The sequence below is a fragment of the Halobellus marinus genome (assembly GCF_032113415.1).
Classification (GTDB): Archaea; Halobacteriota; Halobacteria; order Halobacteriales; family Haloferacaceae; genus Haloquadratum; species Haloquadratum marinus.
This window is the reverse complement of the sequence record NZ_CP134946.1, coordinates 3,410,720-3,423,450: the sequence shown is the minus strand read 5'-3', so window position 1 is coordinate 3,423,450 and position 12,731 is coordinate 3,410,720. Positions and strand designations below refer to the sequence as shown.

Sequence of the window (12,731 nt, the reverse complement as noted above, 5' to 3'; positions counted from 1 at the left end):
CTTACTCTTCGGGTGCGCGCGCGATGGTCGTGATCGCCTTGGGGCTCCACGGGTACGCCTGCTGGATGTGGTGTTCGATGTCGACGAAGCCAGCCTCCTCGAACATCCGCTGGGCCTCCGTCTCGTCGTAGAACAGCATAATCGCGTCTGCGAGCTGCTGGAACAGCGGGTTCTTGGGGTAATCCGGGCCGACGACGAGGACGCGCCCGCCGGGTTCGACGACCCGCCGGAACTCCGCGAGCGCGTCGACCGGGTTCGGCCAGTATTCGATCGATCCGGACGACCAGAGGGCATCGAAGGAGTTGTCGGCGAAGGGGAGTCGCTCGGCGTCGCCGCGGTAAAAGCGCACCCGATCGCGGGTGCCGAACTTGTCGAACGCCTTTTCGAGCTGGTGGGGGCTCTGGTCGAGCCCGTGCACGTTGTCGGTGTAGCGAAGCAACCCCTCGGTGGCGAATCCGGTCCCGCAGCCGACGTCGAGAACGCGGTCGCCCGCCTCGAGGCCGAACCACTCCAGTGCCTCGTCGCGCATCTCCTCGTTCCAGATGAACGGGTTGATCCGGTCGTACACCTGCGAGAGGTACTTGTAGAACAACCGCGCGTTGGCCTTGTCTTCGAGGACACCCATCGATCGGGGCTTGGAACGGGAGAATCATAACGCTGCGGATCCACCCCCGTCTGGGCCCCTGTGGCGCTACAACCCGAAGAGACAGCCGTATCGAGATCGACAGAGTGCGCGTTTTGGGTGGCGCTGGCGGACGTGTTCCGCAAACACCTTATACGGCGCTTCCGCTACGTTTCGGTGATACGAGTATGCCGAGACCAGAGGTTCTCGAACGGATCAAAACGGTCGAATCCGAGGCCGAAGACATCATCGCGGAGGCCGAGGAAGAGCGCGACGAGCGCATCGAGGAGGCTCGTCGCGAGGCCGAGGAGATCCGCGCAGAAGCAGAAGCGGAGGCCGACGAGTACGAGCAAGAACGGCTCGCCGAGGCCCGCGAGGAGATCGAAGCCGAGCGCGAGAAACGCCTCGAGGAGGGTCGCGAGGCTCGGGAAGAACTGATCGCGGCGGCCGAAGAAAACACCGAGGAGGCCGTCGAGTACGCGATCAGCAGGTTCGAGGAGGCGGTACATGCTCAGACCTGAGCAGATGAGCAAAGTCTCGGTGACGGGCGCAAAAACGGTGATGGAGCCCGTCGTCGAGGCAGTCCACGAACTGAACCTGCTGCACGTCACCGAATACGACGGCTCCTGGGAGGGGTTCGAGCCGGGGAACCCGACCGAGGGTGCCGAGGAGTCCTCCGATCGGCTCGTCACGGTCCGCTCGCTTGAGAGCATCCTCGACGTCGATGCCGAGGACGCCGGACCGACCCGGATCGTCACCGACGACGCGGTGGAGGAAGAACTCGAAGAGATCCGGACCCGAGTGAACGAACTCGACGACCGGAAGGCCGACCTCCGGGGGGAGATCAGAGACATCGAAGAGCGGCTCGACGCGCTCGATCCCTTCGTCGATCTGGGAATCGACCTGGACCTGCTGTCGGGCTACGACTCGCTGACCGTCGCCGTCGGGAGCGGCGACCGCGAGGCCATCGAGCGCGCAGTCGCCGACAGCGAGGACCTCCAGGAGTACGAGATTTTCGCCGGAGACGACACGCTGGCCGTCTTCGCGCGGCCGGCCGAGGACGCGGACGATTCGGCACTCGACGAAGCGCTCGTCGGTGCGGACTTCGCCTCCATCGACGTGCCGGACGCGGAGGGAAGCCCCACCGAGTACGCCGAGGAGCTCGAATACGAGAAACGACAGCTCGAATCGAAGCTCACGACCGTCGAGAACGAACTCGAAGACGAACGGCGGGAGGCCGCCGGCTTCCTGCTTGCGGCCGAGGAGAAGCTCTCGATCGACGTCCAGAAGACCGAGGCACCGTTGTCGTTTGCGACGACCGAGAACGCCTTCATCGCCGAGGGCTGGATCCCGAGCGAGCGGTACGACGAGTTCGAGGCCGCGATCGCCGATGCGGTCGGCGACCGCGTCGAGGTCGAGGAACTGGAACGCGCGACGTTCTCCCGCGACGGCACCGACAGCGTCCGCGAGTCGTTCCCCGAAGAGGGGGCTGGCTCGGCGGCGACCGCGGCGACCGACGGCGGCACCGCGGGGGCGGCCCGCGCCGACGGCGGTAGTCCGGTCGTGATGGCCGACGACGAACCCCCGACCGTCCAGGACAACCCCGGAGCGGTCAAGCCCTTCGAGATACTGGTCAAGGCGGTCAACCGACCGAACTACTACGAGTTCGACCCGACGGTTATTCTGTTCCTGACGTTCCCGGCGTTCTTCGGCTTCATGATCGGGGATCTCGGATACGGCATCATTTACACGGCGATCGGCTACTACCTCTACACCAGCTTCGCCGACCGTCCGGCGTTCCGGAGTATGGGCGGCGTGACGCTTGCGGCCGGGATCTTCACGATGCTCTTCGGCGTCCTCTACGGCGAACTGTTCGGCCTCCACGTCATCGCGACGTACTTCTGGGAGGGCGTCGTCGGCCTGAGCCACGCCCCGATCGAGAAAGGTCTCTCGCCCGAGGGCGTCGACTGGGCCCGCGGCTGGCTCGTCGTGAGCATCCTCATCGGCATCTTCCACCTCAACGTCGCGTGGATCTTCGGCTTCATCGAGGACTTCGAGCTGCACGACCTCAAACACGCCGTCTACGAGAACGGCTCGTGGCTCCTGATGATGAACGGCCTGTGGGTATGGGTCTTCAGCGACGCGCTCCGAAGCGTCGCGCCCGAGTTCATCTACACGACGTTCTCCAGCGAGGGCGTGATCCCCCTCGGATTCAACGGGTTCCCGGCGATGGAACTGTTCACCATCCCGGTCGTCAACGGCCCGTTCACGCTCCCGCTGCTCGTGTTCCTCGTCGGCTTCATCCTCCTCGCGGTCGGTGAACCCATCGAGGCCGTCGAGTTCCTGAACGTGCTGGTCAACGTCCTCTCCTATACCCGGATCGCCGCGGTGCTGCTCGCGAAGGCGGGGATGGCCTTCACGGTCAATCTCCTCTTCTTCGGCGTGTACGTCGACAGCCACGGCGGGTGGCACTTCGGTCTCGGCGGGATGCCGGACGCCGAAGCGGTGGCCGCGCTCGGACCGGGCGAGACACTGAGCTATCACGGCTACGAGGTGACCGAGATTATGTTCGGCGGACTCGTCCACGGCGACGCCGCCACGATCCTGATCGGCCTCCTCGTGCTCGTGCTCGGGCACCTGCTCGTGCTCGCGCTCGGCGTCACGAGCGCCGGCCTGCAGGCGGTGCGTCTCGAGTACGTCGAGTTCTTCAACAAGTTCTTCGACGGCGGCGGCCGCGAGTACGAGCCGTTCGGCTACGAGCGACGCTTTACCACCGAGGATTAGGCTCGTTCGACGGCCGATTTTTACCGTTCCGACGACCAAAGGCGCGGTTCTCCGCGCTCAGGAGTCAAAAGCGGACGACCGGTCTACGGTCACCTCGACAGGGGGTGTGTCTAACGTTCGCAAACGTCGAATATCGCCGAATGCGGCCGCTTCTCTCCGGATCCGTCGACTCCGTTTGGGAAGCTTTATGAGAAGCGTCTGTTCAATTACGCACGTTCGGAGACGACTATCCGGTCAACCAACGCAAAACAATGTTCGAAGCACTCCTACAGCAGTCGCAGTCAGCTGCCCCGGCTCTTGAACCGTCCGCCGCCGCCGCACTCGCGGTCGGCCTCGCCGCCTTCGGCGCAGGGTATGCCGAGCGCGGAATCGGCGCCGCCGCGATGGGTGCCATCGCGGAAGACAACGACCTCTTCGTGAACGGTCTGATCCTGACCGTGCTCCCGGAGACGCTCGTTATCCTCGCGCTGGTCGTCGTATTCCTGGTCTAACCGCCCCCGCTCTTTCCACCTATGAGTTTGGACAACGTCGTCGAAGACATCCGAGACGAAGCCCGCGCGCGTGCGGACGAAATACGCGAGCAGGGTGAGCGCCGCGCCGACGAGATCATCGAGACGGCCGAGGCGGACGCCGAGGAGCTGTTGGAGGCTCGCGAGGCCGACGTCGAACGCCGGATCGAACAGGAGCGCGAGCAGGCGCTTTCCAGCGCGAAGCTCGAAGCCAAACAGGAGCGGCTCGAAGCTCGTCGCGACGTTCTCGAAGACGTCCGTTCGGGCGTCGAAGAGCAGCTCGTCGAGCTCCCCGAGGAGACGCGCGAGGAGCTCACGCGGGCGCTGCTCGAAGCCGCCGTCCCCGAATTCGAAGACGAAGAGGCCGTGTCGGTGTACGGCCGCGCCGACGACGCGGAGCTGCTCGAAGCGCTCGTCAGCGAGTTCGACGGCTTCGAGTACGCCGGGGAGTACGACTGTCTCGGCGGCGTCGTCGTCGAGGGGGCCGACTCCCGCGTTCGGGTGAACAACACCTTCGACTCCGTTCTGGAAGGCGTCTGGGAGGACAACCTCAAGGACGTGAGCGAGATCCTGTTCGACCAATGAGCACAGCCGGCGGTTCCAACCCCGAGTACGTGACGGCCCGCGTCGGGGCGCGTCGGAGCGCCCTGTACGGGGACGAGGAGTACCGCAAGCTGATTCGGATGGGGCCGGCCGAGATCGCCCGTTTCATGGAGGAATCCGACTACGAGGCCGAGATCAACGCGCTCGGCGCCCGACACTCGGGCGTCGATCTGATCGAGTACGCGCTCAACCGGAACCTCGCAAAGCAGTTCGAGGACCTCCTCCGGTGGGCCGACGGTCGGCTGTACGACCTCATCGCCCGCTACCTCCGGAAGTTCGACGCCTGGAACATCAAGACGGTCATCCGCGGCCTCTACTCGGAGGCCGACCGGGAGGCGATCGAGGACGACCTCATCCGCGCCGGCGAGTTCGACGAGGAACTGCTCGACCAACTGCTTGACTCGCCGAGCATCGAAGACGTCGTCGAACGGCTCTCGGGAACGATGTTCGGCGACAGCCTCGAGGCGGCGTACGACGACTACGAGGAGACCGGCGTCCTCGTCCCGCTCGAGAACGCCGTCGATCGGACGTACTACGAGCACCTCCTCGAGGATCTCGCGGTCGACGAAGCGACGGCGCAGTACCGGGAGTTCCTGGAGGCGGAGATCGACTTCCGGAACGCCCGGAACGCATTGCGGCTGGCACAGAGCGGCGCCGATATCGACCCGGCCGAGTACTACATCGACGGCGGCTCGCTGTTTACGGCGAGCGAACTCGCGACGCTCTCGCAGAACCGCGAGGAACTCGTGGCCGCGATCCGCGAGTCGAAGTACGGCGATGAACTCTCCGAGGCGCTCGACGAACTCGAGGCCGCAGAGAGCCTCATCGGCTTCGAGCGGGCGCTCGACGAGATCCTGCTGGAGTACACGAGCGCACTCGGGAACGTGTTCCCGCTTTCGATCACGCCGATCGTCTCGTACATCCTCGCAAAGGAGCGGGAGGTCGACAACATCCGCGCGATCGCGCGCGGTCGCGAGGCGGGGCTGTCGGAAGAACAGATCCAAGAGGAGCTGGTGAACATATGAGCCAGGAGATAGCCGTCGTCGGGAGCCCGGACTTCACGACCGGGTTCCGCCTCGCGGGCGTCCGGAAGTTCGAGACCGTTCCCGACGATGCAAAGGACGAACAGCTCGACGAGGCCGTCACCGCAGTGTTCGAAGACGAGGACGTCGGTATCGTCGTGATGTACAACGACGACCTCGAATATCTCTCGCGAGACGTCCGCGAAACCGCCGAGACGAGCATCGAGCCGACGCTCGTGACCCTCGGCGGCGGCGCGGGCGCCGGCGGCCTCCGCGACCAGATCAAGCGAGCCATCGGTATCGATCTGATGGAGGAGGACAACTAATACATGAGTCAGACAGCACAAACCGTCCGCGAGGACGGTGTTATTGCGAGCGTGAGTGGTCCCGTCGTGACCGCCCGCGATCTCGACGCCCGGATGAACGACGTCGTCTACGTCGGCCACGAGGGCCTGATGGGCGAAGTCATCGAGATCGAAGGCGATATCACGACGGTACAGGTGTACGAAGAGACCTCGGGGATCAGTCCCGGCGAACCCGTCGAGAACACGGGCGAACCGCTGACTGTCGACCTCGGTCCAGGCCTGCTGGACACCATCTACGACGGCGTCCAGCGGCCGCTGGATATCCTCGAAGACAAGATGGGTAGCCCGTATCTCGACCGCGGCGTCGACGCGCCGGGGATCGAACTCGACAAACAGTGGGAGTTCGAGCCCGAAGTCGAGGAGGGCGACGCCGTCGAGCCCGGCGACGTCGTCGGGACCGTCGAGGAGACGATCACCATCGACCACAAGGTGATGGTGCCGCCCGACTACGAGGGCGGCGAGGTCGTCGAGATCAACTCGGGATCGTACACCGTCGAGGAGACGGTCGTCGCACTCGATTCCGGCGAAGAGATCAAGATGCGGCAGGAGTGGCCGGTCCGTGAGGCCCGGCCGACTGTCGAGAAGAAGACCCCGCGGACGCCGCTCGTCTCCGGGCAGCGAATCCTCGATGGCCTCTTCCCGATCGCGAAGGGCGGGACGGCCGCGATTCCGGGGCCGTTCGGCTCCGGGAAGACCGTCACCCAGCACCAGCTCGCGAAGTACGCCGACGCCGACATCATCATCTACGTCGGCTGCGGCGAGCGCGGCAATGAGATGACCGAGGTCATCGACGACTTCCCCGAACTCGAGGACCCCTCGACGGGGAACCCGCTGATGGCCCGGACGTCGCTGATCGCGAACACGTCGAATATGCCCGTCGCCGCGCGGGAATCCTGTGTCTACACGGGGATCACCATCGCGGAGTTCTACCGCGATATGGGCTACGACGTGGCGCTGATGGCCGACTCCACCTCGCGGTGGGCCGAGGCGATGCGCGAGATCTCCTCCCGACTCGAGGAGATGCCCGGCGAAGAGGGCTATCCCGCGTATCTCGCCGCTCGGCTCGCGCAGTTCTACGAGCGCGCCGGCTACTTCGAGAACATCAACGGCACCGAGGGATCGGTGTCCGCCATCGGCGCGGTGTCGCCGCCCGGCGGCGACTTCTCGGAGCCGGTCACCCAGAACACCCTGCGCATCGTCAAGACGTTCTGGGCGCTCGACGCCGACCTCGCGGAACGGCGGCACTTCCCGTCGATCAACTGGAACGAGTCGTACTCGCTGTATCGGGAACAGCTCGATCCGTGGTTCCAAGAGGAAGTCGCCGAGGACTGGCCGGAGGTCCGACAGTGGGCAATCGACGTCCTCGACGAAGAGACGGAACTGCAGGAGATCGTCCAGCTCGTCGGGAAGGACGCCCTCCCCGAGGACCAGCAGCTGACCCTGGAGGTCGCCCGCTACCTGCGCGAGGCGTACCTCCAGCAGAACGCGTTCCACCCGGTCGACACCTACTGTCCGCCGGAGAAGACGTACCTGATGCTGACGACGATCAAGACGCTCAACGACGAGGCGTTCGACGCCCTCGACGCAGGCGTTCCGATCGAAGAGATCATCGACATCGACGCCGCGCCGGACATCAACCGGATCGGCGTCCAAGAGGACTACGAGGAGTACGTCGACGATCTCAAATCCAGAATCACCGACCAGCTCCGGAATCTCTACTAACATGAAAGAGTACCAGACAATCACCGAGATCAGCGGCCCGCTGGTGTTCGCCGAGGTCGACGAGGCCATCGGCTACGACGAGATCGTCGAGATCGAGACGGCACAGGGGGAGACGCTGCGCGGACAGGTCCTCGAATCCTCCGACGGCCTCGTGGCCATCCAGGTGTTCGAGGGCACGAGTGGTATCGACCAGAACGCGTCGGTTCGCTTCCTCGATGAGACGATGAAGATGCCCGTCACCGAGGACCTCCTCGGGCGGGTGCTCGACGGCTCCGGCCGGCCGATCGACGGCGGGCCGGACATCGTTCCGGACGAGCGACGCGACATCGTCGGCGCGGCGATCAACCCCTACTCCCGGGAGTACCCCGAGGAGTTCATCGAGACGGGCGTCTCCGCCATCGACGGGATGAACACGCTCGTCCGCGGCCAGAAGCTCCCGATCTTCTCCAGTTCGGGCCAGCCGCACAGCGAACTGGCGATGCAGATCGCCCGGCAGGCGAGCGTCCCCGAAGAGGAGGAGGGCGACGACGACGAGGGATCGGAGTTCGCCGTCATCTTCGGCGCGATGGGGATCACCGCCGAGGAGGCAAACGAGTTTATGGACGACTTCGAGCGCACGGGCGCGCTGGAACGCTCCGTCGTCTTCATGAACCTCGCAGACGACCCCGCCGTCGAACGGACGGTCACCCCGCGGATGGTGCTGACCACCGCGGAGTACCTCGCCTTCGACAAGGGGTATCACGTCCTCGTCATCCTCACGGACATGACCAACTACTGCGAGGCGCTCCGGGAGATCGGCGCAGCTCGCGAAGAGGTGCCCGGCCGACGTGGGTACCCCGGATATATGTACACGGACCTGGCGCAGCTCTACGAGCGCGCCGGCCGGATCCAGGGGCGCGAGGGCTCGGTCACGCAGATTCCGATCCTCACGATGCCCGGCGACGACGACACGCACCCGATCCCGGACCTGACCGGGTACATCACCGAGGGACAGATCTACGTCGACCCCGACCTCAACAGCCAGGGCCTGCAGCCCCCGGTGAACGTCCTGCCCAGCCTCTCGCGGCTGATGGACGACGGGATCGGCGAGGGCCTCACCCGCGAGGACCACTCCGACGTCTCCGACCAGATGTACGCCGCCTACGCCGAGGGTGAGGACCTTCGGGACCTGGTGAACATCGTCGGTCGCGAGGCGCTGTCGGAACGCGACAACAAGTATCTCGACTTCGCCGACCGGTTCGAGGCGGAGTTCATCGACCAGGGCTTCCAGACCAACCGCCCGCTCGAGGACACCCTCGATATCGGCTGGGATCTCCTGTCGATGCTACCGAAGACCGAACTCAACCGCGTCGACGAGGAGTTCATCGAAAAGTACTACCGCGAGGACGAAGGCGAAGCGACCGAGACCGAAGCGACGGCCGACTAACCGCCGAGCGCCGGGGCTCTTTGCCGATCACAGCCCTCGAAACGACCGATCAGCATCGCTGACAGTCAATTTTTCGGGATCTCGACCCCGCTGGCCACATTTGTTTTGTATCTCCGGGTGGAGTTTGTTCTATGGCACAGCGCGGGAAGCCGGAGATCGGCGAGGCGGCGGACGCAGAACGGACGTCGCGAATCGGGTCCGACTCGCCGGCAGCGTCGGCGAGCACGGATGCCGTCGACGAGGCGCTGAAGACCCGGGCGATGGACGAGGCGCCGGTCGGGATCACCATCGCCGACGCGACGGCACCGGATATGCCGCTCGTGTACGTCAACGCGGCGTTCGAGCGGGTCACCGGCTACTCTCCCGAGTACGCGATCGGCCGGAACTGCCGGTTCCTGCAGGGCGACGACACGCGTGAAGCGCCCGTCGCAGAGATGCGGGCGGCGATCGAAGCGGGGCGTGCGACGTCGGTGGAGATCCGGAACTACCGGAAGGACGGGGAGATGTTCTGGAACGAGGTGACGATCGCGCCGCTCCGCGACGAGGACGGCACTGTCGTCAACTACGTCGGGTTCCAGCGGGACATCACGCGGCGAAAGCGGGCCGAGCGCGCAGCAAAGCGCCGTGCGTCGCGGATCGAACGGGAGCTGACGGTCCAGGAACACCTCCTGGAACGGCTCGACGGAGTCGTCGCAGACGTGACAGAGGCCGTAACTCGCGCGGACTCTCGGCGGGATCTCGAAGAGCAGGTCGCCGAAATCGTCGGCAAGACGTACGCCGGGGCGTGGATCGGCACGTACGATCCGGCGACAGACACAGTCGTCCCGGAGGTGGTCGCCGGCGAGACGGACTGCGACGTCAGGGACTGTCAGTTCTCCACCCGCTCGGCGGAGCCGTCGGACGAATCGACCGCTGATCGGACGGCAGACGGCTCTCGGGAGCACGAAGCGGGGGAGCAAAGCAAGGATTCGGCGAGCGCAACCGCGGCAGCGGTTCGAGAAACCCTGGACGATCGATACGTCCACATCGAACCGATCGACGACGGGATAGAAGATCCACTGAGTGCGGTCGCTGCGGTCCCGCTTCACTACGGGGACGTGATGTACGGGATGATCGGCGTCTATGCCCGCAAGGACGGGGAGTTCGACAGCCACGAGCGCGCAGTCCTGACGGCTCTCGGCCGGACGGTCGCGACGGGGATCAACGCCCTGGAAAGCCAGCGGACGCTCCAGAGCGAAGAGCGGATCGAAGTCCGGCTCGCGATCGGCGACCATCCGCTGGTCGGGTTCGCCTCCGCGCTCGGGTGTCGACTGCAGTACGCCGGCAGCGTCGGCGACCGGCGAGAACCGACGATGCTCTTCGAGACGGAGATAAGCGTCGACGAAGACGCCGTTCGAACGGCGGCAGACGGCGCGATCGAGATCCACACCGTCCTCGCCGGCGAGGCGGGGTCGGTCCTGGAACTGTCGATCACCGGTTCGACACTTCGGACGCTGCTGTCCGACTACGGCGGGGAACTCCGGAACATCCAGGTCGAAGACGGGATCGCACAGGTCACGGTCGAAGTCGGACGGGAGACGATGGCGCAGTCGCTCGCAGACGCCGCGACCAACGCGTTCGAACGTGTGGAACTGACTGGCTACCGGCGCCGCGAGCAGCGGAACGAAACCCACCGGGAGTTCGTCGCCGACCTGAAAGCCCGCCTGACTGATCGGCAACACGCTGCGCTGGTCAGAGCCTACAGTTCGGGGTACTTCGAGTGGCCCCACGAGAAAAGTGGTGAGGAAATCGCCGAAACGATGGGCGTCTCCCGATCGACGTTTCACCAGCACCTGCGGGCAGCCCAGCGAAAGCTGGTCGGCGCGATCCTCGAACGGGACGGAAGCTGAACACGGTCCGGTAGCGACTCCCGAGCGACGCGGGGACGGGACAGTGGACGAGGGGACGGCGGGAGAATACCCAACTAGTTGTGTACGTCACTTATCATTGTCACCCTCTTATTACCGAATGTACTATGCCGCAACCCGGTAGTGAAGGAATATGGCTGTGGATCGGAACGCTCGGAATGTTCCTGGGGATGCTGTACTTCATCGCCAGGGGCTGGGGCGAAACAAACAGACGGCGACAGGAGTTCTATATTGTAACGATATTCATTACCGCCATCGCGTTCACCAACTATCTCGCGATGGCGTTGGGCTTCGGGCTCACGAACGTGATGATCGGCGGCGAGGAGTTGCCGATATACTGGGCCCGGTACACTGACTGGTTCTTCACCACGCCGCTCCTGCTTATCGACCTCGGCCTGCTCGCCGGGGCAGATCGGAACCAGCTGTCAGCGCTCGTCGGCCTCGACATGCTGATGATCGCGACGGGCGCCGTGGCGACGCTGTCGGCCGGTCCGGGCGCGCTGTCGGAGGGTGCACGCCGGCTGATCTGGTGGGGCGTCTCCACGGGCTTCCTGCTCGTGCTGCTGTACATGCTGTACGGCTCGCTCGGGGACAAGGCCAGCCGGCTGTCCGGTGATGCGGCCTCGACGTTCAGCACGCTCCGGACGCTGATCGTCGTGATCTGGCTGGTGTACCCGGTCTGGTGGCTCATCGGCACCGAGGGCCTCCAACTCGTCAGCCTGTACATCGAGACGGCCGGCTTCATGGTGCTCGACCTGGTCGCGAAGGTCGGCTTCGGTATCATCCTGCTGTCGAGTCGTGAAGTCCTCGACGCCGCCGGCTCGGCTGTCGGCGACGCCGAAGCAGCAGACTAATCGAACGGATCGACGCGAAACCACACCCGACTCGTTCCCGCACTTTTTCGGCCGTCGGCCCGAACAACAAAAGCGTGGGGACCCTGGAGTGTATCCAATGACATCCCAGCTGACCTACTTGCAGTTTCACCTCGCCTTTCTGGTGCCCGTAGCGATGTTTCTGATCGCGACCGGGTTCGTGAGCCGATCGCGGCTCGACGGCCTCTCGACGATCCGTTCGACGGGCCGACACTCCTACTGGGTCGGCGTCGCGATCATCACCGTCATCGCGCTGGCGTACACGACGCCGTGGGACAACTACCTCATCGCCCGCGGTGTGTGGCGGTACGGCGACGGCTCGACGCTCGCCACCATCGGCTACGCGCCGATCGGCGAGTACCTGTTCATCCTCGTGCAGCCGTGGGTGACGGCGCTGTGGCTGGCGCATCTGTCGCTGCCGGCGACGTGGCCGTCGATAACCCGCCCGATCAGGAGTCGAATCGCGGCCGTCGTCCTCGCCGCCGGCATCGGCATCGGCGGCTTGTGGCTGCTCGGCACCGACGCGACGTTCTACCTCGGGGCGATCCTCGCGTGGGCGGCACCGGTCCTGGCGCTCCAGTGGGCCGTCGGCGCGCCGCAGCTTTTGGCTCGCCGTCGCCTCGTCGTCCTCGGGGTCGCGGTCCCGACGCTGTATCTCAGTATCGTCGACCGGATCGCCATCGAATACGGGATCTGGATCCTCTCGCCGGAGTACACCACCGGAATCTCCGTCGCCGGACTGCCGATCGAGGAGGGGCTGTTTTTCCTCGTGACGAACCTGTTCGTCGTGCAGGGGCTCGTCCTCTACGGCTGGGTGACCGACCGGTGGCTGGCCCCCGACGGCGAGCGGCGGTCGATCCCGCGGCTCCGATCGTGGACCGACCGCGAGGTGTGACAGA

The 12,731-nt window shown here is 65.1% G+C and carries 12 protein-coding genes; 11 read left to right on the top strand and 1 reads right to left on the bottom strand.

Annotated features, from left to right (window positions below):
- Nucleotide 1 precedes the first annotated feature (1 nt).
- Nucleotides 2-625, bottom strand: a complete 624-nt coding sequence (locus RJT37_RS16985; protein WP_313686303.1) for a methyltransferase domain-containing protein — start codon at nucleotides 623-625, stop codon at nucleotides 2-4.
- A 185-nt stretch (nucleotides 626-810) separates the two neighbouring features.
- On the opposite strand from RJT37_RS16985, the gene ahaH reads away from it, so the two are divergent.
- The 11 genes from ahaH (at nucleotide 811) to RJT37_RS16930 (ending at nucleotide 12,727) form a co-directional block, all read left to right on the top strand.
- Nucleotides 811-1,143 carry an ATP synthase archaeal subunit H gene (gene ahaH / locus RJT37_RS16980; RefSeq protein ID WP_313686301.1) on the top strand — a complete coding sequence of 111 codons (333 nt, stop codon included), beginning with the start codon at nucleotides 811-813 and terminating at the stop codon, nucleotides 1,141-1,143.
- Nucleotides 1,130-3,406 carry a V-type ATP synthase subunit I gene (locus RJT37_RS16975; protein WP_313686299.1) on the top strand — a complete coding sequence of 759 codons (2,277 nt, stop codon included), beginning with the start codon at nucleotides 1,130-1,132 and terminating at the stop codon, nucleotides 3,404-3,406. The genes ahaH and RJT37_RS16975 overlap by 14 nt, the downstream gene beginning before the upstream one ends.
- A 251-nt stretch (nucleotides 3,407-3,657) precedes the next feature.
- Nucleotides 3,658-3,897 (top strand): hypothetical protein, encoded by a 240-nt coding sequence (locus RJT37_RS16970; RefSeq protein ID WP_311170755.1) that lies wholly within the window; start codon nucleotides 3,658-3,660, stop codon nucleotides 3,895-3,897.
- Nucleotides 3,898-3,918: 21 nt separating this feature from the next.
- On the top strand, nucleotides 3,919-4,500 hold the full coding sequence (locus tag RJT37_RS16965; protein WP_313686297.1) for a V-type ATP synthase subunit E: 582 nt from the start codon (nucleotides 3,919-3,921) through the stop codon (nucleotides 4,498-4,500).
- Entirely contained in the window at nucleotides 4,497-5,543 is a 1,047-nt protein-coding gene (locus RJT37_RS16960; RefSeq protein ID WP_313686296.1) for a V-type ATP synthase subunit C, read from the top strand. The genes RJT37_RS16965 and RJT37_RS16960 overlap by 4 nt, the downstream gene beginning before the upstream one ends.
- The gene (locus RJT37_RS16955) at nucleotides 5,540-5,866 is read left to right on the top strand and encodes a V-type ATP synthase subunit F (protein WP_311170752.1); all 327 of its coding nucleotides are present in this window, start codon (nucleotides 5,540-5,542) and stop codon (nucleotides 5,864-5,866) included. The genes RJT37_RS16960 and RJT37_RS16955 overlap by 4 nt, the downstream gene beginning before the upstream one ends.
- Before the next feature lie 3 nt (nucleotides 5,867-5,869).
- Nucleotides 5,870-7,627 (top strand): ATP synthase subunit A, encoded by a 1,758-nt coding sequence (locus RJT37_RS16950; RefSeq protein WP_313686294.1) that lies wholly within the window; start codon nucleotides 5,870-5,872, stop codon nucleotides 7,625-7,627.
- 1 nt (nucleotide 7,628) lies between these two features.
- The gene (locus tag RJT37_RS16945; protein ID WP_313686292.1) at nucleotides 7,629-9,053 is read left to right on the top strand and encodes a V-type ATP synthase subunit B; all 1,425 of its coding nucleotides are present in this window, start codon (nucleotides 7,629-7,631) and stop codon (nucleotides 9,051-9,053) included.
- A 131-nt stretch (nucleotides 9,054-9,184) separates the two neighbouring features.
- On the top strand, nucleotides 9,185-10,942 hold the full coding sequence (locus tag RJT37_RS16940) for a PAS domain-containing protein (RefSeq protein WP_313686290.1): 1,758 nt from the start codon (nucleotides 9,185-9,187) through the stop codon (nucleotides 10,940-10,942).
- A gap of 176 nt (nucleotides 10,943-11,118) precedes the next feature.
- The gene (locus RJT37_RS16935) at nucleotides 11,119-11,814 is read left to right on the top strand and encodes a bacteriorhodopsin (protein ID WP_345785396.1); all 696 of its coding nucleotides are present in this window, start codon (nucleotides 11,119-11,121) and stop codon (nucleotides 11,812-11,814) included.
- A 97-nt stretch (nucleotides 11,815-11,911) separates the two neighbouring features.
- A complete protein-coding gene (locus tag RJT37_RS16930) occupies nucleotides 11,912-12,727 on the top strand; it encodes a lycopene cyclase domain-containing protein (protein WP_313686286.1) in 816 nt (271 codons plus the stop codon).
- The last annotated feature ends 4 nt before the right edge of the window (nucleotides 12,728-12,731 follow it).